Source organism: Ruegeria arenilitoris (assembly GCF_013035315.1).
Taxonomy (GTDB): Bacteria; Pseudomonadota; Alphaproteobacteria; order Rhodobacterales; family Rhodobacteraceae; genus Ruegeria; species Ruegeria arenilitoris_D.
Genome location: NZ_WQHP01000014.1, coordinates 1 through 24243, shown reverse-complemented (window position 1 = coordinate 24243; position 24243 = coordinate 1). Strand labels below are relative to the sequence as shown.

Annotated in this window: 20 protein-coding genes; 8 read left to right on the top strand and 12 right to left on the bottom strand. The window is 56.2% G+C overall.

All coding sequences use genetic code 11. The features are described 5' to 3' along the window. Positions 1–57 precede the first annotated feature (57 nt). Positions 58–1725: a GMC family oxidoreductase gene (locus GOV53_RS20365; RefSeq protein WP_170470111.1), complete on the bottom strand. Its 1668-nt coding sequence runs from the start codon at positions 1723–1725 to the stop codon at positions 58–60. 212 nt (positions 1726–1937) lie between these two features. Here GOV53_RS20365 and GOV53_RS20360 point away from each other — a divergent pair, with 212 nt between their 5' ends. Then, positions 1938–2849, top strand: a complete 912-nt coding sequence (locus GOV53_RS20360; RefSeq protein ID WP_170470108.1) for a LysR family transcriptional regulator — start codon at positions 1938–1940, stop codon at positions 2847–2849. A gap of 35 nt (positions 2850–2884) precedes the next feature. Here GOV53_RS20360 and GOV53_RS20355 read toward each other — a convergent pair whose 3' ends face one another. The 8 genes from GOV53_RS20355 to GOV53_RS20320 are packed head-to-tail and all read right to left on the bottom strand — an operon-like array spanning position 2885 to position 10170. Next, on the bottom strand, positions 2885–3727 hold the full coding sequence (locus tag GOV53_RS20355) for a fumarylacetoacetate hydrolase family protein (RefSeq protein ID WP_170470105.1): 843 nt from the start codon (positions 3725–3727) through the stop codon (positions 2885–2887). Between the two features lie 18 nt (positions 3728–3745). Next, positions 3746–4501 carry an SDR family oxidoreductase gene (locus tag GOV53_RS20350; protein ID WP_170470102.1) on the bottom strand — a complete coding sequence of 252 codons (756 nt, stop codon included), beginning with the start codon at positions 4499–4501 and terminating at the stop codon, positions 3746–3748. Positions 4502–4509: 8 nt separating this feature from the next. Then, positions 4510–6012, bottom strand: coding sequence for an aldehyde dehydrogenase (NADP(+)) (locus tag GOV53_RS20345; RefSeq protein WP_170470099.1), 1503 nt, complete (start codon positions 6010–6012; stop codon positions 4510–4512). Positions 6013–6024: 12 nt separating this feature from the next. Then, on the bottom strand, positions 6025–7137 hold the full coding sequence (locus GOV53_RS20340; protein WP_170470096.1) for a fumarylacetoacetate hydrolase family protein: 1113 nt from the start codon (positions 7135–7137) through the stop codon (positions 6025–6027). Between the two features lies 1 nt (position 7138). Further along, positions 7139–7969, bottom strand: a complete 831-nt coding sequence (locus GOV53_RS20335) for an amidohydrolase family protein (RefSeq protein WP_170470094.1) — start codon at positions 7967–7969, stop codon at positions 7139–7141. Further along, complete coding sequence (locus GOV53_RS20330; protein ID WP_170470091.1) at positions 7966–8394, bottom strand: RbsD/FucU family protein; 429 nt, start codon at positions 8392–8394, stop codon at positions 7966–7968. The genes GOV53_RS20335 and GOV53_RS20330 overlap by 4 nt, the downstream gene beginning before the upstream one ends. After that, the gene (locus GOV53_RS20325) at positions 8384–9436 is read right to left on the bottom strand and encodes an aldo/keto reductase (protein ID WP_170470088.1); all 1053 of its coding nucleotides are present in this window, start codon (positions 9434–9436) and stop codon (positions 8384–8386) included. The genes GOV53_RS20330 and GOV53_RS20325 overlap by 11 nt, the downstream gene beginning before the upstream one ends. Continuing rightward, positions 9433–10170, bottom strand: a complete 738-nt coding sequence (locus GOV53_RS20320) for a GntR family transcriptional regulator (RefSeq protein ID WP_170470085.1) — start codon at positions 10168–10170, stop codon at positions 9433–9435. Before GOV53_RS20320 ends, GOV53_RS20325 begins: the two co-directional genes overlap by 4 nt. Before the next feature lie 84 nt (positions 10171–10254). Between GOV53_RS20320 and GOV53_RS20315 the strand changes: the two genes are divergently transcribed. Genes GOV53_RS20315 through GOV53_RS20300 form a run of 4 tightly spaced genes read left to right on the top strand, consistent with a single transcriptional unit; the run spans position 10255 to position 15371 of the window. Next, entirely contained in the window at positions 10255–11808 is a 1554-nt protein-coding gene (locus GOV53_RS20315; protein WP_170470082.1) for a UxaA family hydrolase, read from the top strand. Positions 11809–11848: 40 nt separating this feature from the next. Then, complete coding sequence (locus GOV53_RS20310; RefSeq protein WP_170470079.1) at positions 11849–13375, top strand: sugar ABC transporter ATP-binding protein; 1527 nt, start codon at positions 11849–11851, stop codon at positions 13373–13375. Continuing rightward, positions 13372–14379: an ABC transporter permease gene (locus GOV53_RS20305; RefSeq protein WP_170470077.1), complete on the top strand. Its 1008-nt coding sequence runs from the start codon at positions 13372–13374 to the stop codon at positions 14377–14379. Before GOV53_RS20310 ends, GOV53_RS20305 begins: the two co-directional genes overlap by 4 nt. Positions 14380–14426: 47 nt before the next feature. Beyond that, positions 14427–15371, top strand: a complete 945-nt coding sequence (locus GOV53_RS20300; RefSeq protein WP_170470072.1) for an ABC transporter substrate-binding protein — start codon at positions 14427–14429, stop codon at positions 15369–15371. 630 nt (positions 15372–16001) lie between these two features. Here the strand turns inward: GOV53_RS20300 and mgrA are convergent. Continuing rightward, positions 16002–17069, bottom strand: a complete 1068-nt coding sequence (mgrA, locus tag GOV53_RS20295; RefSeq protein ID WP_170470069.1) for an L-glyceraldehyde 3-phosphate reductase — start codon at positions 17067–17069, stop codon at positions 16002–16004. A 328-nt stretch (positions 17070–17397) separates the two neighbouring features. Continuing rightward, on the bottom strand, positions 17398–17967 hold the full coding sequence (locus tag GOV53_RS20290) for a TetR/AcrR family transcriptional regulator (protein ID WP_170470066.1): 570 nt from the start codon (positions 17965–17967) through the stop codon (positions 17398–17400). A gap of 126 nt (positions 17968–18093) precedes the next feature. On the opposite strand from GOV53_RS20290, the gene gntH reads away from it, so the two are divergent. From gntH to GOV53_RS20275, 3 genes are read left to right on the top strand one after another with little or no spacing between them, the layout of a single operon-like run. After that, the gene (gene gntH / locus GOV53_RS20285) at positions 18094–19287 is read left to right on the top strand and encodes a guanitoxin biosynthesis MBL fold metallo-hydrolase GntH (protein ID WP_170470063.1); all 1194 of its coding nucleotides are present in this window, start codon (positions 18094–18096) and stop codon (positions 19285–19287) included. A gap of 54 nt (positions 19288–19341) precedes the next feature. After that, on the top strand, positions 19342–21096 hold the full coding sequence (locus GOV53_RS20280; RefSeq protein WP_170470060.1) for a hypothetical protein: 1755 nt from the start codon (positions 19342–19344) through the stop codon (positions 21094–21096). After that, complete coding sequence (locus tag GOV53_RS20275) at positions 21089–22372, top strand: HupE/UreJ family protein (protein ID WP_170470057.1); 1284 nt, start codon at positions 21089–21091, stop codon at positions 22370–22372. Before GOV53_RS20280 ends, GOV53_RS20275 begins: the two co-directional genes overlap by 8 nt. A 1261-nt stretch (positions 22373–23633) precedes the next feature. Here the strand turns inward: GOV53_RS20275 and GOV53_RS20270 are convergent. Next, positions 23634–24243: ShlB/FhaC/HecB family hemolysin secretion/activation protein (locus GOV53_RS20270; RefSeq protein WP_170470054.1), on the bottom strand; the 610-nt coding region annotated here is incomplete at its 5' end.

The window sequence follows — 24243 nt, the reverse complement described above, 5'->3', positions numbered from 1 at the left end:
AAAATGAATTGCGCATGGTTCCTCCCAGAAACTCTTATGCCCGAATGCTGGAAGGGCCTATTGGCCTGCCAGCATCCAGCCTGCGGCTTTTTCTGCGATCATGATTGTGGGTGAGTTGGTGTTGCCGCTGGTAATCTCCGGCATGACGGAGGCATCAACGACGCGTAGGCCAGCCACTCCCTTCATACGTAGATGCGGGTCGAGAACAGCGGTTTCATCGTCCTCGCGGCCCATCTTGATCGTGCCAACTGGGTGAAAGATCGTGCTGGCGATATCGCCCGCCAACCGGGCCAGTTCCTCGTCAGTTTGATATTGGATGCCTGGTTTGAATTCTTCCGGCTCGTAAGCTTCCATTGCGGGCTGCGCCATGATTTCTCGCACCTGCCGCAGGCTTTGGGCGGCCACTTTGCGGTCTTCCTCCGTATCTAGATAGTTGGGCGTAATGTTCGGTGGCTGACGGAAATCCGATGACGCGATGCGGACATGGCCGCGGCTGGTCGGATTCAGGTTGCATACACTGACGGTAATCGCAGGGAAGTCATGCAGGTCTTCACCAAAGGCTTCAAGGCTAAGCGGTTGGACATGGTATTCGAGGTTGGCGTGTGGGCGCTTAGGATCAGATCTGGTGAAAGCCCCCAACTGGCTGGGCGACATGCTCATCGGGCCAGAGCGTTTCAGCACATATTCCAGACCTATCTTAGCCTTGCCTGCCAGGGAATTAGCCAGGGTGTTCAGCGTCCGGGTGCCTTTTACCTTATATACCGCACGTATTTGCAGGTGGTCCTGCAGGTTCTCGCCGACGTAGGGCGCATCCATCACCACATCTATCCCGTGCTCTTTAAGAAGCGCCGCCGGGCCTATCCCAGACAGTTGCAGGATTTGCGGAGAGTTCACGGCACCAGCTGACAGAACCAATTCTTTTGAAACCTTGACCGTGACGGGCTGCCCCTTGTGGTGGACAACCGCGCCGGTGCAACGCAACCGACCGTCCTCTCCTTTGGCGAAGGTCAACTTCTCGACCTGCGCCTCAGTCCAGATCGTTAGGTTCTGACGGGATTTGGCAGGGCGCAGAAACGCCTTGGACGTGTTCCAACGCCAGCCCGAGCGCTGGTTGACGTCGAAGTATCCCACCCCGGCATTGTCGCCAGAGTTGAAGTCATCGGTTCTGGAGATGCCGTTTTCGACAGCGGCATCGGCAAAACTGTCCAAGACGTCCCAACGCAGCCGCTGCTTTTCGACCCGCCATTCACCGCCATGCCCGTGCAGGTCAGAAAACCGGCTGTTGTTGCCGGTGTGCGGGTCGGCGCCGGCGTCAAGCTTGTAGTGGTTCTCATGTGCCTTAAAGTCGGCCAGCGAGTTTTCCCAGTTCCAGGCCTCTTCGCCGGTGAGACTAGCCCAGTTGTCGTAGTCGCGGGTTTGACCCCGCATGTAGATCATCCCGTTGATCGAGGAGCACCCGCCGAGCGTCTTGCCGCGTGGATAAAGCAGGCTTCGCCCGTTCAACCCCTTGGCCGGTTGGGTCTTGTACATCCAATCTGCGCGCGGGTTGCCGATGCAGAAAAGATACCCAACGGGGATGTGTATCCAAGGGTAGGTATCAGGCTTGCCTGCCTCAAGCAGTAGTACCCGGTTCTTAGGGTCAGCACTCAGCCGGTTGGCCATCAGGCACCCCGCTGATCCGCCACCAACTACGATATAGTCAAACCTGTTTGCGCCGTCAGACATTTTTGTCTTCCACCTATTCAGTCTTTTCGTTGCCAGTTGCGCACCAGAGGGAATAGGGGATGCTGTCCTATTGCATCCGGAACTTTTTAACCGCCACAAGTCGACGATGCGGTTAACGCTACCTCCCAGAACGCTGGTTTTATTGATCTCTGCAGTAGCAGCACGCAAAAAGCTAATGACAATTCGCACAATGCCATATTAGAAAATTTTATATGGACCGTTTCTCCAATATTAACATCATACTGGCCTTTGTGACGGTGGCCCGTGAAGGCAGCGTTTCACGTGCGGCCGAAGTGTTGAACCTCACCCAGCCGGCCATCAGCCATCAAATCAAGCGTCTCGGTGAAGAGACGGGGCTTACGCTGTTCAACCGAACCGCAACGGGGTTGCAGATAACCCACGACGGCGCAGCGGTTTTAGCTAAGGCTCAACAAGTCCTCGACGCAGTCAGTGATTTTCAACGTAGTGCCCGCCAGCGTGTTGGTCGATTGAGTGGAAAACTGACGATTGGCACGATCGTAGATCCGGAGTTCATTCGGTTGGGCCGTCTATTGGCGCATCTGCGCTCAGAACATCCTGATGTAGAAACCGAGCTGATACAGGGGGTCAGCGGAGACATCCTGACATGGCTCAGACGGGGTCGGGTCGACGCCGGGTTCTACCTATGTGGACCGGATGACCTTTCCAGCATCGGGTCGGACGGCGGCGATCCCGTGCATGCCATTAAGCTGGCCGATTTCGCGTATCGCGTGATAGGGCCGGCTGGCTGGCAGAAACAGGTGGAAGGTTCCGACTGGTCTTCGCTTGCAGCTCTTCCCTGGATTGGCACTCCCGAAGCCTCTGTTCACCATCGCCTTCTGGCCAAGGTTTTTGAAGGTCAGGACCGTCGCCCGAATGTGGTCGCTTTGGTGGATCAAGAAGCTTCGATGCTTGAAATGGTAAGATCGGGCATTGGCCTGAGCCTGTGCCGCGATTCCATCGCGCTCCATCAAAAACAATCCTTCGGACTTGCCGTCTGCAATTCCGTGTCAGTTCCTGCTTGCCTGTGTTTCGTGGCGTTGGAACGCCGCAAAGACAACCCGATGATAGCCCAGACATTCGACCTGCTGTACCGATCCTGGTGATCGCGCCAAGCAAAGCTTCACAGGCTGAGGCTCCACTATCCAGCGATGACATCCTGTCGCTGCACGCCCAATCCCTCAATCCCAAGTTCTATTGTGTCACCTGGCTTCAGATAGGTTTGAGGTTCTTGCCCCATACCCACACCCGGAGGTGTTCCTGTCGAAATCACGTCACCGGGTTGCAGAGACATGAACTGCGACAAGTGTGAGATCACAGTTGCCACACCAAAGTGCATCGTTTTGGTTGACCCATCTTGGTACCGGTGTCCGTTCACCTCAAGATACATGGGCAGGTTTTGCGGATCAGGCACTTCGTCTTTTGTCACCAGCCAAGGGCCAATTGGGCCGAATGTGTCCGCAGACTTTCCTTTGACCCATTGGCCTGAGCGGTGGAGTTGAAAATCACGTTCTGACAGGTCGTTGATAACGCAATACCCGGCGACGTGGTCCATGGCTTCGGCCTCGGATACGTATTTGGCCTCTTTGCCGATGACCACGCCCAGCTCCACTTCCCAGTCGGTTTTGACCGAGCCGCGCGGGATTTCGACCGTATCGTTGGGGCCGATGATGGCCGAGGTGGCCTTGAAGAAAATCACTGGCTCAGCAGGAAGGTCCATACCGCTTTCCGCGGCGTGATCGGCATAGTTCAGACCAATGCAGATGAATTTGCCGACATTGCCGACGCAAGGGCCGATGCGTGGATCGCCATCTACCACCGGTAGGCTGTCCACATCTGTTGCCCGCAATTTCTCAAGAACGGTGTCGCCAAGCGTGTCGCCCGAGATGTCATCGATAACGCCGGAAAGGTCACGAACTGAGCCGTCCGACGCCAAAATACCGGGTTTTTCAGCGCCTTTGGCACCATAACGTAGCAGTTTCATTGTAAGGTTCCTTCCTGCTCAGATCGTCCAGCCGCCATCAATGGCAAAAGGCTGGCCCGAAGTGTATTTGCTGGCATCGCTGGCCAAATACAAAGCCAGTTCTGCGATTTCTTCCGCTGTACCAATACGACCCATCGGTTGACGTGCAATGAAATCCGTCATTGCTTGTTCATAGTCACCAGTGGCGCGCAGCCTGTCATGCAGGCTGGGGCTGTCGACGGTTCCGGGACAAATCGCGTTGCAACGTATGCCTTGAGTAACGAAATCTGCAGCGACGGATTTGGTCAGGCCAATGACCGCTGCCTTTGATGCGCAATATGCAAACCGGTTGGGCACGCCCTTCATGGATGATGCGACCGACGACATGTTGATGATCGACCCACCGCCTGCTTCCAGCATTCCCGGAAGGGTCAGGCGGATCAGCGTGAACATGGCTTTGACGTTGAGATCGAAACTGAAGTCCCAGTCCTTTTCGCTGCACTCAAGGATTGAGCCTCCCGCAACATAGCCCGCACAGTTAAACAGAACGTCCAGGTTCGGCAGGTCGGCCACAGCGGCTGTCACGGCCTCATTGTCTGTTACGTCCAGCTTGAGCGGCTCGATACCCGCGATACCGCCCAATTCTGCAAGCGAAGCATCGTTGATGTCGCTGGCGATCACACGTGCACCTTCGGCTGCAAACAATTCAGCCGTAGCGCGGCCAATGCCCTGCCCCGCAGCCGTGATCAGGGCGGTTTTGCCTGCAAGCCGGTTGGATGGTTCGAATGTCGTCATTGGGTGCCTCACAGTTTCTCGGGCAGAAGGTCGGTTGGGATGTCCTGATAGCAAACCGGCCGCAGAAAACGCCGGATTGACAATGTGCCAACGGAAGTCGCGCCAAAGTTGGTTGAGGCGGGGTAGGGGCCGCCGTGGACCATGCTGTCGCAGACTTCGACGCCGGTTGGGAAGCTGTTGGCCAGCAGACGCCCCGCCTTTCGTTCCAGCAGCGGAAGCAGCGCCTGAGCGTCGGGTTTGTCGCCTGCGTCCAGATGTAGTGTGCAGGTCAGTTGCCCCTCGATGGCGCGAGCTATCTGTTGCATCTGAGCGGTGTCTTTCACGCGCACGATGATGCCTAACGGTCCGAAAACTTCTTCCTGCAGCTTGTGGTCGGCCAGCCAGTCATCGCCGGAAACAGCGAACAGGTAAGGCGCGGCATCGCGTGTCTCGCAACTGGTGCCCATGATCTTGGAAACACCTGTTCCGGCGGCGACGCGCGAAACGCCGTCGCGATACGCAGCCGCAATTCCGTCGGTCAGCATTGTCTGTTCGGCTACGGCGGATAGGCCGGTCTCGGCTGCCGCCTGAAACGCTTCGGCATCGGGTCCGTCAATGATCACGGCAATGCCGGGATTGGTGCAGAACTGACCGGCGCCCATCGTCAGCGAAGCCGCCCAACTTGTGCCGATCTCGGCCCCTCGCGCGGCTGCTGCTTGCGGCAAGATAAACATTGGATTGACTGAGCCCAGCTCGCCAAAGAACGGAATGGGTTCATCCCTTTGTGCGCACAGGTCAAACAGGGCGCGGCCGCCCGCCAGGCTGCCGGTAAAGCCCACCGCCCGGATCAGCGGATGCTGCACCAGGCGCGTGCCGACATCCCGTTTGCCGCCTTGAACCAGAGAAAACACTCCGGGGTGAACCCCGGTCGCCTTAATGGCGGCGTCGATGGCTTTCGCCACGATCTCGCCCGTGCCGGGATGGGCCGAATGGCCTTTGACGACAACCGGGCATCCTGCGGCCAGCGCCGCCGCCGTATCGCCCCCCGCAACCGAGAAGGCCAATGGGAAGTTCGACGCGCCAAACAGGGCAACAGGACCCAGCGGGCGCTGGATCATACGCAAGTCAGGGCGAGGCAGGGGTGCTCGATCCGGCATCGCCGGGTCATGGCGTCTGTCCAGATAATCACCCGCTTCGATGTGATCGGCGAAGAGGCGCAGCTGGCCAACCGTACGGCCACGTTCCCCCTGCAAACGCGCCTCGGGCAAGCCGGTTTCCTGAGTGCCAATCTCGGTGATGGCATCCCCGCGCGCGTTAATTTCATCCGCGATCTTGCGTAGAAGCGCGGCGCGTTCGGTACGAGAAGACCACCCGAAAGTGGAAAACGCCGCTTCGGCCGCTTCCACCGCGGTATCGACCAATGCCGCTGTCCCCACAGAAAAGTCATGGCTTGGTCCATGCGCAGGTTCGGATGCAAAAGTCGCATCTGCGCCGACCCATTCGCCGGCGATCAGGTGTTTTCCAGTCAACATATTTGTTCTCTCTTACAGCAGGCCGCGATGGGCGAGGTTTCGCATCAAGTGTGACGCCCCAAACGTCCATTCAGGGCATTCCGTCGACAGGCGCACTGTATTTGTCAGTGCCCCAAGTTGCGCATTGGCGATGGTGACGACGTCGCCAAGTTTGTGCGTGAACCCGCCGCCTGGAGTGTCCCGGTCTTGGGTTGGGGCGAAGAGCGTGCCGAGAAACAGCATAAGCCCGTCCGGATATTGGTGGTGGCGTCCGATTGTCTGCTTCACAAGATCAGCAGGATCGCGGCTGATCTGAGACATCGATGAGTTGCCGTTTAGGACAAACCCATCCGGTCCGGTGACAGTCAGCGTCAGCTCAGCCTGACGTACATCATCCAGAGTGAATCCATCATCGAACAACCGGATCATCGGCCCGATCGCGCAAGAGGCATTGTTGTCCTTGGCTTTGCTCAGCAACAGAGCTGACCGTCCCTCAACATCGCGTAGGTTCACATCATTGCCCAGCGTTGCGCCCTTGATCTCGCCCTTTGAAGTCACGGCCAGAACAACTTCGGGCTCGGGGTTGTTCCAAGTCGAAACGGGGTGTAGCCCGATATCCGCGCCAAACCCGACTGAGGAAAGGACCTGCGCCTTCGAGAACACCTCGGCATCTGGACCAATCCCAACTTCCAGATACTGGCTCCAGAGGCCTTCAGCGATCAGTGCTTCTTTGACCTCTCCCGCCGCGTCCGATCCCGGTACGATATTCGAGAGGCTGTCTCCGATCCGGTCCCCGATGCGCGCGCGGATCGCATCGGCTTTGGCGGGATCACCGGCGGCCTGTTCCTCGATCACACGTTCGACCATGGAGCCGGCGAATGTGACACCACAGGCCTTAACCGCCTGCAGGTCGCACGGCGCGAGCCATTGGTGGTCGGCGTCCGAAGGGCCGATATCTTCCCCTTGGGCGTTGCGCACATAGTCCGCTGCGTCGTCGCGTTCCAGAATGTCCCGGACGGTTGGTGCCGTTTTCGTCGTAATGTCGACAACCTGCCCATTGCGCAGGGTGACCACGCTGGGTCCGACCCCGGCACGCTCAACACGGCCGAGCCACAGCCCGTTTGGTTCCAATGTAGGTATGTTCATTTCAATCCCTGAGGTTATAGGCGCGGGCGGCGTTACCACCCATGATCGCCTGGCGTTCTGCGGTGCTGAGCTGTGTCAGCAGCGTGTCGGTGGTTTCGCACCAACGCTCGTAACTGCTGGCCAAAGTACAAACCGGCCAATCGCTGCCCCAAATCAGACGCGAAGGGCCGAAGGTATTCAGCAGGTGATCGACATAGGGGCGCAGGTCTTCGATCGTCCAGTCTGAGGCAGCCTCAGTCACAAGGCCGGACAGCTTGCACCATGCACTGGTATCTCGGGCCAATGTCGACATGTCTTCGGACCAGCCGTCCAAGATCGCATCTTTGATCAACGGTTTCGATCCATGGTCGATGACCACACGCATATCGGGGTAGCGCTGAAGAAGTTGTCTGAGCGGGCTCAGATGTTGGGGCAAGGTCAACGCATCGAAGGTCAGGTCATGCCGTTGAACAGCCTCGAAAGCTGAAGACAGCGTGTCGTCAAGCATCCACAGAGGATCAGCGATGTCCTGTATCATCGGGCGGAGACCGACCAGTGTTGGGTGCGCGGCCAAAGTAGCAATCTTTGCGCCAACATCATCAGCTTCGAAATCCACCCAGCCAACAACACCTTTGATAAAGGCATTCTGGTCGGCCAGAGAGAGCATGTATTCGGTCTCGGCCACTGTGGGTGCTGCCTGGACAAGGACCGTGCCGTCGATCCCAGCGGCCTTAAGCAATGGTATTAGATCGTCCGGCGTGAAATCTCGGTAGATCGCGTCCAGATCGGGCGTCAGCCAGCCATAGTCGCCGCGCTCCAAAGCCCAGAAATGCTGATGCGCGTCAATCTTCATCCGATCACACCCTTCTTCAGGATGATGTTGCCATAAAGCCTGCGCTCGCCCGTTTGAACGATGGTAAAAGCGTTGGCCGCACGCTCGTAGAATGCAAACCGATCCAAGCCCTGAACCTTGGCCGGGTTGTCGGCGGCTGTGTCGATGATGCGCTGAAAATCCGCGACTGCGTCAGGAATTGCATCCGGGTCGCCGACAACCTGCATGGTCAACGCCGGATCAGAAACGAATGTGTCCAACGGCATCACCGACAAGACCGCTTGCAACACTTCACTGGCCGAAGATCCATCCGCCCGGATGCAATCCGGTCCGCTGCTGGAACCCGGGAAGTTCGCGTCTGCGATGACGATTTCATCCCCGTGGCCCATGGCCCTGAGGGTATACAGCAACTCTGGCGACAGGATTGGGTCGATGTTACGCAGCATCTGCAGTCTCGCTTGGCAGAGGCGCATCCGGTCGGATCAGGCCTTCTGATCGCAGGTCCGACCACAGACCCGGAGGAATGTCACGCTCCATCAGTGCCACATTGGATTGGACTTCGGATGCGTTGACGGCCCCGGGTACAACTGTTTTGACGCAAGGATGGCCCAGGACAAATTGCAACGCCGCCGCAATCAGCGGAGTGTTGTGGGCTGCGCACACGGCTTCGATCTTGCGGACCCGGTCCAGAATGTCTTCGGGAGCGTCCGCGTAGTTGTACTTGGCCCCGGGCACAGCTCCGGTGGCGAGGATGCCTGAGTTGTACGGTCCGCCGAGGATAATCCCGACATCGCGCTGCTCACAAAGTGGCAGGAAACTGTCGAGCGCTTCCTGCTCCAGCAGCGTATAGCGTCCGGCCAGCAGGAACCCGTCGAAATCCCCCAGCCCAAGAAGCCTTTCGCAAACCTGCCATTCGTTTACGCCCGCCCCAATTGCAGCGATTTCGCCTGCATCGCGCAATTCCGTCAGCGCTTTGTACCCCCCGCCGTCAAAAAGCTCTCGCACTTTGGCATCCGACATTTCCTGACTGCCCTGGCTGAAGACACAGACATCATGGACCAGAAGAATGTCTGAATTGGCCACACCGATCCGGTCGCGGCTGGCCTCGTAAGACCGCATGACTCCGTCATAGGTATAGTCGAACACGATCCGTTTCTGCGGTACATCGACGAAGGCTTCGGGTGTCACCTCATGCGGCTCGCAATCCAGCAACAGGCGACCGATCTTGGTCGAGAGCTGAATGTTCTCGCGACCGAACCGGCCAATCGCCTGTCCAAACCGATGCTCTGACCGGCCAAGCCCATATTGGGGTGCGGTATCAAAAAACCGGATACCTGCGTCATAGGCGGCTTGCAATGCAGCCTGCGCGTCCTCGTCCGAGACTTTGCGGTACAGATTGCCCAGCGGTGCCCCACCGAATCCCATTCGGGTCAGAGGAACGGGCCGCGCAGTGCGGTTGTTCAGTAATTCTGTCTGGGAAACGGTCATCCTGCCTCGCTCTTCGACTGTGGAGTAAGGTTGAACAAATGGGGCTGTTGCTGTTCCAGCTGCTCGATACGCGGCATCAGCTGCCCAAGGTGGGTGCGCATGGCGTCCTGCGCAGCCTGTTCATCGCGATTGCTAATTGCTTCGAAAATCGCCCGGTGTTCTGCCAAAGTCTCAGCTATTCGGCCGGGTGTCGGCAGCAGCAACATACGGGCACGGCTAACCTGCAACGATACGGTTTGCGCAACGTCCGCAAGACGTCGGAATCCGGTGAACTCCATCAGTAAGCCGTGGAATTCTTCGTCTGCCTGATAAAAGCCGGGGATGTCCTCATCCTCGATCAGCAGTTCCTGCAGACGCATGTTGCGGCTTAACCGTTTGCGCTGATCGTCGGTCAGATCGCGCGCGACCTTGGCGACGGTTGCAAGCTCAAGCGCCTCGCGCAGGAAAACGCCTTCGCGAATTTCGTCCATCGAGAAATAGGATACGCGGGTGCCGGATTGCGGCACTACGTCCACCAGCCCTTCAGAGGCCAGACGCGCGATCGCGTCGGCAACAGGCGCACGAGATACGCCCAATCGCTCACACACAGGCGCTTTCCGGAGATTCGCTCCGGGAGGGAAATCAAGCGAGAGAATCGCCTGCTTCAAAGAGTGGTGAACCCGTTGAGTCAGCGGCCCATCGATCGTCGTGATCTCAGGCAGCAGCGCGGCATCAATATCTTGGTGTTTGTTCATGCTAAGCAATTTAGCATTCTAACATGTTAGTTGACAAGTGGCGATTTTGGATTTAGCAACATTGGCCAAGCAAGCGGGGAAGAGATGCAAGCACACGGCGGCATAGATGTTTTGGAAGAGGCGACGCGGGACGTCGTGAAGCTTAATCCGCAGGACAATATCGTCATTGCATTGCGCGACCTGCAGGCGGGTGAGAAACCAGCGTATGTTCCGTTGCCGTTGGTTGGGCCTGTTTCCCGCGGTCACAAAATTGCGGTGTCACCAATCCAGGCGGGCGAAAACGTTGTTCGCTATGGCCAGATCATCGGACAGGCCAAGTGCGATATTGCGCCGGGCGAACATATACACGTGCACAACCTTGGTATGGGTGCGCATCAGCAAGACTACGCACATGCCAGCGCGAACGCGCCACTACCCACTCTGACCGAAGAGCGGACATTCGACGGATACCATCGCGCCGACGGTAAGGTGGGCACCCGAAACTATGTCGGCATTCTGACCACCGTGAACTGTTCGGGATCGGTGGCTCGTTTTATCGCTGAGGCGGCAGAAAAATCCGGCCTGCTGGACAGTTTCCCAAATGTGGACGGTGTGGTGCCGATTGTGCACGGGACCGGTTGCGGAATGTCCGGCAAGGATGAGGGCTATGCCACCTTGTTCCGAACGCTGGCCGGGTATGCACAGCATCCGAATTTCGGGGGTATTCTGCTGATTGGGCTTGGGTGTGAGGTCATGCAGGTCGCGGACCTTGTCGGCGGTCGTCCAATCCGCGCTGACGGTGCCCTGCGTTACATGACTATTCAGAACGAGGGGGGAACGCGGCGCACCATCGAACGGGGGCTGGAAGAGCTGCGCGGCATCGCCGAACTGGCCAATCACGCCGAACGCGCCCCTGCTCCGATCAGTGCCATTACGGTCGGCATGCAATGCGGTGGCTCCGATGGGTATTCGGGGATCACGGCGAACCCGGCGCTGGGATATGCCTCGGATCTGCTGGTGCGCCACGGGGGCACGACGATCCTGTCGGAAACCTCGGAAATCTACGGGGCAGAGCACCTGCTGACGCGGCGGGCCGAAACAGTCGAAGTTGGCGAAAAGCTGATCGAACGTATCCACTGGTGGGAAGACTACACTGCTCGCAATGGCGGTGAGATGGACAACAACCCAAGCCCCGGCAACAAGCGCGGTGGCCTCACGACCATTCTTGAAAAATCGCTGGGGGCCGTTGCCAAAGGAGGTACAGCCCCTCTGCGCGATGTCTACAAATTCGGTGAGATGGTCGACAAGCACGGGTTCGTCTTTATGGACAGCCCGGGGTTCGATCCGTGTTCGGTCACCGGACAAGTGGCGTCGGGTTCAAACCTGATCGTATTCACTACCGGGCGCGGCTCGGTTTCGGGGTATCAGCCGACGCCCTGTATCAAGCTGGCCACCAATTCCGAGATGTATGCCCGCATGGCCGACGACATGGACCTGAATTGCGGTGACATCGTGACTGACGGGATCAGCATCGAGGCAAAAGGCGAAGAGCTGTTCGAAATGCTCATCCGCGTTGCGTCGGGCCAAAAAACCAAAAGCGAGGAACTTGGCTTTGGGGGCGTTGAATTCGTCCCCTGGCAAATCGGCGCGGTGATGTGATCCGCGTTGGCCCAAGGGAGAGGGGCACATGGGAGGGAAAATGAATAAATTGGTCGAAATGACGGGGATTGATAAGTTCTTCCCCGGCGTGCACGCGCTGAAATCCGTGCAGTTCGATCTTGAACCGGGCGAAGTTCACGCGCTGATGGGTGAGAACGGGGCCGGGAAAAGCACGCTGATGAAGATCCTGTCAGGCATCTATCAGCGCGATGGTGGAACGCTGAAGATCGAAGGGCGCGAAGTCAGCCCGACAACCCCCCGTGAGGCGCAGGATCTGGGCATCGGGATCATCCATCAGGAGCTGAGCCTGATGAACGACCTGACCGTCGCTCAAAACATCTTTATCGGGCGTGAACCGCGTAAAAGCTTTGGGCGTTTGGACGAGGCCGCGCTGAATGCGCAGACCGCCGAAATCTTTGCTTCGATGAATCTCAGCCTTGATCCGAAGGCGTTGGTGGGCAGCTTGACCATTGCGAAACAGCAGATGGTCGAGATCGCCAAGGCTTTGTCGTTCCGATCCAAAGTGCTGATCATGGACGAGCCCACGGCGGCCCTGAATGACGCCGAGATTGCCGAGCTTTTCGTCATTATTCGCCGCCTCAAGGCCGAGGGCGTGGGCATCGTGTACATCAGCCACAAGATGGACGAGCTCAAGCAGATCTCGGATCGCGTGACGGTCATGCGCGATGGGGAATATGTCGGAACCGTTGGGGCTGCTGAAACCCCGATCAGCCAGATCATCGCCATGATGGTCGGCCGCGAGGTCAAAGAAGAACCGCTGGACGTGCCCGATCTGGGTGATGCTGAGATGTCTCTGCAGGTCACCGGGCTGAGCCGGAGCAACGAAATTCAGGACGTCAGCTTCTCGGTCCAAAAGGGTGAAATTCTGGGCTTTGCCGGCCTGATGGGGGCGGGGCGCACTGAGGTCGCGCGCGCCATTTTCGGGGCGGACCCCAAGGATAGTGGCGAAATCCGGGTGCATGGTCAGGTGGTGTCGATCAAATCACCCACAGACGCCGTCAAAGCGGGGATCGGATACCTTTCCGAGGACCGAAAGCATTTCGGCCTCGCCACCGGTATGAATGTACGCGACAACATCGCCCTTGCCTCGATGGACCTGTTCACCGGCGCAGGCGGAGTTCTGCACGATGGTGAAATCAGCGACACCGCTAAAAGCTATATCCAACAATTGGGCATTCGGACGCCATCAGATGTTCAGGAGGTTCGCCTGCTATCAGGCGGCAACCAGCAGAAAGTTGTCATCGCCAAATGGCTGCTGCGTGACTGCGATATTCTGATCTTTGACGAACCCACCCGCGGCATCGACGTCGGCGCAAAATCCGAGATTTACAAGCTGCTGGAAGAACTGGCGGGACAGGGCAAGACGATCATCGTGATCTCATCCGAACTGCCCGAAATCATGCGCCTCAGCCATCGCATCGCCGTGATGTGTGAAGGGCGACTGACCGGCATTCTGCCCGGCGGAAAAGACACCACACAAGAAGACATCATGCATCTGGCCACGCAACGTGCGGCGGCGATGCAGGTAACAGGGACAGTCCAATGACCACAGCAACCGACATCGAAAAGAAAAAGCCACTCTCGGGCCTTGCGGACAGTGGCGCGTGTCAAAAGCTGTTGGCCTTTGCCAGTTTGATCGTGTTGCTGATCGGCTTTTCCATTGCATCACCCAACTTCATGCAGACCTCGAACATGATCGCCATTCTGCAGGCAACGTCGGTCAACGGCGTTCTGGCCGTCGCAGCAACGCTGGTCATTATCACGGGTGGGATTGATCTGTCCGTTGGTACGCTGATGACCTTCTGCGCCGTGATCGCGGGCGTGGTGTTAACGTATCTCGGCATGCCCTTGCTGTTGGGCGTTGCCGCAGCCATTGCGGCGGGCGCATTTTGCGGACTTTGCTCAGGCACTTTCGTCGCGAAAATGAAAATTCCGCCCTTCATCGCCACGCTTGGGATGATGCTGATCCTCAAAGGCCTGTCACTGGTGATTTCGGGGACGCGGCCAATATATTTCAACGACACGCCGGGTTTCGACCTGATTTCGCGCGGGTCACTGATCGGAGAGATTTTCCCGTCGCTGCCCATCCCGAACGGTGTGCTGATCCTGTTCCTGGTTGCCATCGCGGCATCCTACATTCTGGGGCGCACGGTTCTGGGCCGCTACACCTTCGCGCTTGGCTCCAATGAAGAAGCGGTGCGCCTGTCAGGGGTGAATACCGACATGTGGAAGATGCGCATTTATGCGCTGGCCGGCGCGATCTGCGGAATCGCCGGAATCCTCATCGCCTCGCGTCTGAATTCCGCGCAACCGGCATTGGGACTGGGTTACGAACTGGAAGCGATCGCTGCCGTGGTCATCGGAGGGACATCTCTGTCCGGCGGGCGCGGGACAATCCTGGGTACGCTCATTGGTGCCTTGATTATGGCCGTGCTGACCAACGGATTGCGCGTGCTGTCCGTCGCACAGGAATGGCAGACCGTTGTGACCGGAGCAATCATCATCCTGGCCGTCTACGCCGACATGGCGCGGCGCAAGAAATCGGGATGACTAAGCAACTAAATCAAAGACCAAAACGACCAACTGGAGGAGAAAACATGTTAACACGTCGTTTCATTCTGGGGGCGCTGAGCGCAGCCACCCTGGCAGGACCCGCTTCGATGGCGGCAGCCGAAGAGATTTACATCCCGCTGGTATCCAAAGGCTTCCAGCACCAGTTCTGGCAGGCGGTGAAGTCGGGTGCGGAACAAGCGGCTGATGAGTTCAATGTCACCATCACCTTCGAAGGCCCAGACAATGAGACAATGGTGGACCGTCAGATCGATATGCTGGCTGCCGCTTTGGCCAATAACCCCAAAGCTATCGGCTTTGCCGCTTTGGATAGCCAAGCTGCAATCCCGCTTTTGAAGCAAGCCAACGAAAAAGGCATTCCGATCATCGCTTTCGACAGCGGTGTTGACAGTGACATTCCGCTTTCGACCGCGACAACGGATAACCTGGCGGCAGCCGGGCTTGCCGCTGACAAGATGGCCGAGAAAATTGGCGGCAAGGGTAAAGTCGCGGTTGTTGCGCATGACCAGACCAGCCGCACCGGCATCGACCGTCGCGACGGCTTCGTCAATCGCATGGCTGAGAAGTACCCGGATATCGAAGTTGTCACGGTTCAGTACGGCCAGGGCGACCACCTGAAATCGACCGAAGTCACCAAGGCGATCCTGACGGCGAACCCTGATCTGAATGGCATCTTCGGCACCAACGAAGGTTCGGCCATCGGTGTTGTGAACGGCGTTCAGGAACTGGGCACCGAGGATTTGGTCATCATCGGCTATGACAGCGGCAAAGCTCAGAAAGACGCAATCAAGAGCGGTCTGATGGCCGGCGCGATCACGCAAAACCCGGTCGGCATCGGCTACGAGACGGTGAAGGCAGCAGTTGCGGCTCTGAACGGGGAAGAGGTTCCAGGTCTAATCGACACAGGTTTCTACTACTACGATGCCTCGAACATTGATGACCCGAAAATCTCGGCCGTTCTGTACGACTAAGTACAACCACTCACGCAGTCCGGCCTGCCCTTTGGGTGGGCCGGATGGTTTCATCTGCAGATTGTCAGGTGAATTGATACCAAGGCGTGCGGGGCGGGGCATTGAGGTCGCAACGCTGGCTTGCAGCTGAGCCGCCGTTTTTAGCGCACCAATGACAAATTTACTCCGGTTGTCGATCAAAGCGGACGGGAAATGCGGAATCGTCAATGAAGCGATCACGGATTGGCCCATGCCATGACGGATAGGTGTTGAAATCTCGCTTATGGCATTGCTCTCGGGGCTTCCGAGCGAAGTGCAGTTTTAGTCGGCGCAGACCGCCGCTTGATCAGAAAACTCTTGCAGAGAATCCGGGTTTTCGCCCAATGCTATTTTGCGAAGGTAGGCCAAGCGATCTTCCCTTGAGGTAATTTCCGAAAGAAAACAAGCCTCCACCGAGGTTGGAAACTCGGGCGTTGTGTAACCGACTTGCACCGTCACACCATAGTTTTGAGACGACGAGATACTGTTGATCACAATCAGTTCGTCTTTGGGTCGATCGCTTTTTATAGTTGTTTGGGACAACTGAAGAAGTTGAACCCGCCGTCAATCCAAAGTTCTATAGGCTGCGGCAGTGTGGGCTTCTTTGGATTATCATTCTGTTTCTGACGACCGCGCCCACAAATTGATATCTTCTTCCGAACTGATTTCATCGATCTTTTCCAACTCTTCAGCACTGAACTCGAGATTTTCAAAAACGCCCGCGCAATCCACGATCTGTTCGGGTCGGGACGCACCAATAAGGGCGGTCGTCACCCTTCCGGCTCTGAGCACCCAGGCCAGAGCCATTTGCGCCAGAGTCTGACCACGTGCCTCAGCCATGTTGTTCAGAGCACGGACACTTGCCAAGGACCGCTCGTTGATCATGCCATCAAGTAGTGACTTTCCTTGTGCAGCACGGCTGCCATCTGGAATATCGCGCAGGTATTTTGACGTTAGAATGCCTTGTGCCAGCGGCGTGAATGCAATCGATCCTACCCCAAGATCGTCCAGAGTATCGAGCAATCCGTCCCGCTCCACCCACCGGTTGAGCAAGTTGTAAGAAGGCTGGTGAATCAGACAAGGTGTCCCAAGGTCGTTGAGAATCTTCACCGCGTCGCGCGTGCGTTGGGAGTTGTAGCTCGAGATACCTGCGTAGAGCGCGCGGCCCGACCGTACGATATGATCCAACGCGCCCATCGTCTCTTCGAGCGGGGTGTCGGGGTCAAAGCGGTGGGAATAAAAGATGTCGACGTAATCAAGACCCATGCGCGCGAGTGATTGGTCACAGGACGCAATCATGTACTTGCGCGACCCCCATTCTCCGTAGGGTCCCGGCCACATGTCGTAGCCAGCCTTTGAGGAAATGATCAGCTCATCCCTGTAACCCGCGAAATCCGTTTTGAGGATCTCGCCAAATGCCTCTTCGGCTGCACCAGGTGGTGGACCGTAGTTGTTCGCCAGATCAAAGTGAGTGATCCCATGGTCGAACGCGGTCCGACACATTGCTCGCTTGTTTTCGTGCGTCGAGTCTGCACCGAAATTATGCCACAGGCCCAGGCTGACAACAGGAAGCTTCACACCCGACCGCCCACATCGCCGATAAACCATCCGCTCATAGCGGTCCGGCTCCGGGGTGTAAGGAAAGGGTTTTGGTTTTGGCGGTCGTTGAGCTTTGGTCATGCGCACATAATCAATGGATTGTTGAGCCTGTCAAACGGATCAACTCCAGAAAGATCGACGCGAGTTTCTAATCCTCCAGGTGTTGGTCTTGCTACAAGTGTTAAAGATTTCCCGATCCGATCGTTCGGATTCAATGCCAACTCTCAAACGCAGCGAGTGTTTCCTAATGTTAACCACACCGCAGGTACGATGGTCATTTGTTTCATCGAACTGCCAACGACGTTTGGCTGATCGAAGCGCGCCCACAGCGGCGATCGGGTTTTGAACAAATGAGGACTTTTCAAGCCCGTGCTATTACTGAAAACTGTACGTAACCCTGATATTCTTTCTACTTTCCAACAAGAATTGCGTGTTCGCGTTCTATAACCTTTTCCCAATCGCCTTGCGCCTTCAGACCGGTCGAAGAGTCTCCCATCAGCGAAGTGACCATCAGTCTTCCACGCGCTTTCGCTTCTTCTTTCGAGAACCCGGCCTGTTCAAACATCCAAGCGGCGAACTGGAAGCGTTTACCGATGGTTCTTTGGTACGCTTCTTGCACCTTTTCATCAGTTTTTGCCCAGACTGATACGGCGTGGTCCGGCAAGGCGGCGTCCTCTTCAATGACCTTTTTCATAAGGAGAAGAATACGGTCTTTTGGGGGGCCGCCAAATGTCTTTGCCTTTGTGATCACGTTGTCAGTCAGTTCCTGCTCCCAATATCTGAGAACCTCATCCAAAAGCTCACGGACGTTCTTGAAATGCCAATAAAAGCTACCGCTTGTCAGGTTCATTCGCTTTGCCATTGGCACGACCTTTATCGCGGAAACACCGCCCTCGTTGAGGACTTTGTAGGCCAGCAATATCCAGTCTTCCTTGGTCGCGGCGTTTTTGGGTGAGGCTCGGGTGACAGTTTCTGACATTCAGATTACAGCATTCTTCATTTGACATAGAGCAGTCTATGGATCTACCGTAGAGTTGTCTATGGTGAACGAGAGGTTCACGAATTCGTGTTCTCTTAAGAGGCTTCGCTTTGAAAGGGGGGATCAATGAATAACTTTATGAAAACCGCAGCCGGTACATTGATGGCATTAGGCATGACGCTGGCTGGCACAGCCACGGCGCAAAACGCCTTGCCGACGGGTCGGAGTGCCACTGAAATCGAAAACGGTGTATATCCCGCGTCTTACTTTCCCAACACTGAAATCCTCGGCGAGGATGAGATGCGTATCACGGCATTGGGAACGGGGATGCCAAACCAAACCAAGGCAGCCGTTTCGATTTCGTTTTACGTGGAACTTGGGAATGGGGACGTCTTTCTGTTTGACGTAGGAACTGGCGCAACGGGAAACCTGTTCTCGCTGCGACCGGACTTCGCAAAGATCGACAAGGTCTTCTTCAGCCATTTGCATGTTGATCACGTTGGAGACTTCATGGGCCTCCACGTCGGAGGTTGGCTTTCAGGCAGATATACCCCGCTCCGCATCTTCGGCCCGTCCGGATCAGAAGATGAACTGGGCACCAAAGCCTATGTTGAGGGCATGTCCAAAGCTTACGCCTGGGACTTGGCCACGCGAACGGGCGCGCTGCCGGATGATGGCGCCAAGCTCGAAGTCACTGAATTCGATTACATGCAGGAAAACGAGATTGTTTATCAGGAGAACGACGTAACTATCCGTTCTTGGCCAGCGATCCACAGTCTAGATGGCTCGGTAAGCTACTCTCTAGAATGGAATGGACTGAAATATGTCTTTGGTGGCGATACATACCCGAACAAATGGTATGTAGAATATGCCAAAGGGGCGGACCTCGCTTCTCACGAGGCGTTTCTACCACCGGATGCGCTAGCCCCTTATTTTGGCTGGGACATGAAACAGGCGACTTATGTAGCTACGCGCGTTCATACGGAACCTGCGGCTTTCGGCAAAGTTATGTCCGCTGTCGAGCCACGCATGGCCCTAGGGTATCACTCTGTTCTTTCACCAGAAAATTATCAGGCGATTTTGGAAGGCGTCCGTTCGACTTACGATGGGCCTCTGACGCTCGCACGAGATCTACAGGTGATCAACGTGACCAAGGATCAGATCGTTGTTCGGGAAGCGAGTGTTGACGAATATGCTCTGCCACCAGCTGTGAGCGACGAATACATCAATGCACCGCGTTCAAAAGAAAAAGAGCCTTCTGAAAAGGTTCAAGCCGGCAAATGGGATGGTTACACGCCACCGCCAATGCCGGATAATTAACGTTCAGGAGTGAACAAAATTCAGATTTGGCAGTATCTGTACCGACTATTCCTGATGCTGAGCCTGATGGCCCCAGGTGCACAAGCCGTTTCGGCGGATGTCGTTCTGACTAACGGATCAGAAGTCGCCCGCAATATCGCTGTCCTTCATGTCAAAGATGATGGGGTCTACGTCGACCTTGAAGTCTATGTCGAAGATATTCCGTTGTTTTCGGATATGCTGCCAATCGGTTGGTCATCCGATTTCGTCAGGGATGAGCCAGAGGCTGAACAAAGTTCTGCCCAAGCCGAAAGTCGGGCGCTGTCGATTGTTGGAAGGGACGGACAGGCCCTACACGCTGAAATCAGAAAGTTAGAATACCGAACGCGCATAGACCGGGCCTCACCGCTTGCGGGTCAGCGCGATCCATTCTCGGGTCAAATTGTGCCGAGCCCGCCACCAGATCCGCGTGTTTTGTTCCTCGAAGTGTTCTTTCCGTTTCAAAATTCACTTCCCGAAGAGCTGACTATAATGCCTCCATCGCGGGATGACGAACCCCTGGTGACAATCGGGATGCAGGTTTTTGACCGAGAGGTTCCGGTCACGGATTTCCGCTTCTTGTCAAAGCCAGCAGAGTTAAGGATTCACTGGCCTGATCCGTGGGATAGCCGTTTTTCTGCTGAAAGCCTGAATCGAAAAGCGCAGGACGGAACTTCCACCTTTCTTTACATCGAACCTCGTGAAGTTCGGCATGAGACGCTGATCCGCTTGCGAGAACTCGCGCCTTGGATTGGTGAAACTTTCACAGTGGGACAAACACTTTCGCCACAGCGTAGCGCCTTAATCGTAAACCAGGCGGCGTCCTTCCTGGCTTCTCGTAACCCGGTGACCATTGATGGCAAATCAGCGCAACCTTCAAACGCTACTGCAAAACTCCTGGAGCTGACATCGCAGGGTTTTCAGGTTGTCGAACCGGGAAAGGAAGTGTCCGTGAACAATGCGTTTATCGGGGCTATTCTGTCTTTCTCATCGGCAGACCTTCCCAATCAGGTGGCAGTCACATGGGATATGTTTGACGAGGAGATTTCCCGCGTCGCGACCATTTCAAACGATATCGCCGGGCCGTTCTTTGGAGCTGTGACACCAGCGGACCCCCAGTTTCACTGGCAGAACCACTTGCTCCAATACGAAAAAGCATCAGTTAATCGGATTCCAGTTGAGCAGCAGAAACGGCAGAACCCGGCAGTGGCTTTGATCGCCGGGATGATCAGTGCCGCCTCACTTGGTTTCTTCCTGCTGTGCAAGGACAAGGTTGCAAAGCGCATCAGTTGCGTAACTATGACTGCCGCTGCTTCGGCAACCCTGACATTTTCGGGATATTTGCCGGAGTCACCGTGGAAAAAACCCGAGCCCCCTGAGCAACAGGTTGCGGAAGATATACTGCGCTCGATGGTCGAAAACTTGAACACGGTGACCCTGGAAACTTCGTCGGAAGCAAGAAAGGCAGAGCTGGCCCACATTGTAACGGCAGCGTCTCTGGGCGACATCGCAACAGAGGTAGAACGTGGTCTCGTAATCCGAACGCCAGGAGGCAGTCTTGCTACACTTACAGATATTAGTGCCCTGAAAGTAGAGCGCGTTGACCCGACCCTTAAACCGGGTGGATTTAGCTCTCTGGCAAAATGGACAGTGAAAGCCCAAGGCGGTCATTGGGGACACGCTCATATACGCGCGGTTACGTTCCGGGTGCTAGCCGAGGTTGTGTCTGAGTCAGGGCAATGGAAGCTGGATGGATTAACTGTAATCGAGGCCCGAGATCCAAATGCATGAGCGTTTAAGTCCAAAGGTTCTTGCTTTCGGCGCTCTGTTTGTCGGAGTGCTTTTGTCACTGACGCTGTCAGCATCGGCGCATTTTTTGCTAAACCTCAACGTTCGAATTTCGCATGTCGAGCATTCCGAAGACGGTCTGCGTGTCTACATCCGTACGCCCATGCCTTATCTGGTTGCAGACAAGGTCGGTGATCAGGATGGTGATGCCTTGCCGAAAGCTGCACCATTCACGACTAATGCTCTGAGCGACGGTCAGTTGGTCCACTTTGTCGACTTGCAGGCTGTCATGAGCGATCCTAATGGGCTGGGGCAATTCGCCGAAGGTGGGTTGCATCTGTTGGTCGACAATCAACGCTTAAGAGGAACAGTTAAGTCCGTTCGCTTGCATCGAGTTGGAAATGAGCCCGGATTTGCGACTTTGGCCGAAGCTCAACAGGCCGTGGACACCGAAACGGCCTTAACGCCACCGTTATTTGTTGGTGACACAATTGTCGATCTCCTCCTGCATTATGACACTGACGGCCCGGTCCAATCTTACAGCATTACCAACGTGCTGGACCCCGGCTTGCCCGATCAGGACCAAACGGCCAACCTCATTCTCGACTACGCGTCGGACACACCGCAGATATTCCGATCTCGGGGCCTGATGACTGAACCATTGGTGGTTCAGCAAGAGGGGTATGGAGGATTCCTGAGTTTTGTCTGGGAAGGTATACGACATATCCTCGAAGGATTGGATCATGTTCTTTTTGTTGTGTGTTTGGTCATTGGAGCGCAGACCCTCAGGGCGCTATTGCTGCGTGCGACCGGTTTTACCGTTGGGCATAGCGTAACGCTGTCGCTGGGGTTTTTCGGGTTTGTACCATCGGGCGCGTGGTTTGTTCCTGCCGTTGAAACCGGGATCGCGCTTTCTATCATTTTTGCAGCCGCAGCAGCGTTTATGACTTCCATGGACAACGCGCGTTCAGAGGTCACGATGGTGCTTCTGACAACGCTGATTGGTCTCTTGCACGGGCTTGGGTTTAGCTTTGTGTTGCAAAAGATCTTGCAGGTCACATCCCCAAACATCTGGCAAAGCCTACTTGCCTTCAATCTAGGCGTCGAACTTGGCCAGGTCGCCATTATTCTTGCGCTCTGGCCTGCCTTGATAATGTGTCGGCGCGTGAACTCCAGCTTGTGGATGTCCCTACGAGTTGGCTTAGCCGGTGGATGTGCGGCTATCGCCTGCTATTGGACCTTTCAGCGAGTTGCCGAGGTTTTTTCCATGTTGGCTTAAGGTCTTTGCGATGGCGCGTGCCGTGATGAATGCCGAACTATTTCATCGCTGCTTTCGTTTGACCGAAATAATGCAGCCAGAGTGTTTTGGATGTCGTGCCGGTACATCGCGTGCCATTGCGTCCACGTTTCCGAGGTGCCGCAACGCTCCGTTGTTCAGCAACACGCCTCGCCCAGCATCATACCGGCGCTGTCCAAATCCGCTGGCAACGCATTCCCAGTCTTCCTTGGCCGCCGCGTTGCGGAACCTCGGTAGGTCGTGCGGGTCATGTCGTCCAGGTGTTGCTGCGACGTGATCGTGTTTCTTCGCATTACTTTGGTGGGTTAAATGGTGGGTCACTTGTGTTGTGCCAGGTTGTTGGACAGTACCGGTTGTCGGCCTCGGCTTTGGGCGCATGATTGTCACGACGCCTTGTGGTTTCGGATGTCCTGGGACGGCCACGTGAGTTGCCGTCGGTTTTGGTGTCAACTGTGGAACCTGGCCAGGAACCGCCGTTGGAACCTGATTGGGGGTTGCGGTTGGGACAAGCGGTGGTGTCGCCGTAGTACCGCTGGGTTGCGGAACACGGCCGGGCACTGCGACCGGAATCTGGTTTGGTGTTGCAGTCGGGACGAGCGGTGGCACAGCAGCTTGTCCAGTGGGCTGAGGTGGGACCTGACCAGGAACTGCGACTGGTATTTGGTTTGGTGTTGCGGTGGGCACAAGTGGCGGCACCGCTGTTGGGCCGGTGGGTTGAGGCGGAACCTGGCCAGGGGTAGCGACCGGAACTTGATTGGGAGTTGCAGTCGGAACTTGCGGGGGCACCGCGGTGGGACCAGTAGCCAATGGCGGAACCTGATTTGGAACAGCTGTCGGAACCCGGTTTGGTGTCGCGTTTGGTGCCAGAGGCGGAGTTAGGGTCGGCGCTACTACCGGCGTGGGAACCTGACCAGGAACCGCTATCGGTGTCGCAATAGGAACCTGACCGGGAATTGCGTTCGGGACCGCGCCCGGCGCAAGGACTGGAACAGTAACGGACGTGGGCGTTTGCTGCGTTCCCTTAGGCGGCAATTGATTTGCCACCGGCTGAGTTGGACCAGTAACTTGATTACCTGCCCCTTGCCCGCCAGCCTGCCCGCACCCTTGGCTCGACTGGTGTGGGTTCCCTACGCCTCGGCACCACCCGTAGTGATTTCCGCGGGCAAAGACCTGAGTAGCGGCCAGTTCTGCAATTAGACAAGTTGCGGTAAGTACAGCAATTCGGTTCAGTTTCATAACATCCTCACCAACTTGTTGTCAGAGCAAGATACGCGCCAGGATCGCCAGAGTCGGTCAAAGGGCCGTCTCTCAAAGGGACACCGACATATCCGGACAGGAATAGATTTTGCTTAAACTCAATGTCCAAACCCAGACCTGTCGACGCCAGTGTAGCATTATCAACTTCGAAACTCGCAGGGTCATTGTTCGAGATGTAACCCACGTCGAAAAAGGCAAAGGGCGTTAAGCGATGTATGCTCTGGGAACTGGGGAAGTAGGAATGAGACACTTCGAAAATCGCGGAAATCCCGGAATCACCATCCACTTCGTCAAAACGATATCCGCGCAAAGCGTAGCGATCACCAAGGAAGTACTCTTCGACAGAGGGCAGCCGGTCTGTTGTGTACTGCCCCCAGATCTCGGTGCGCCAAGCTGTGTTGGGCGACAAGCCCGTTAGTGGGCTTTCGTATCCGATGCCGCCTCGTAGATGCCAGAACGAAGAGTCCCCGTCGTCAAAATTCGCATCTGTCGTTTCATTGTCATTATCGCCAAAAGATAAGGTTAGCCCCGCTTCCAGAGCTTGTCCCTTTGGATAGTTTTGCCCGTAAAGATAAGTAAGGCCAACGACACTCGCG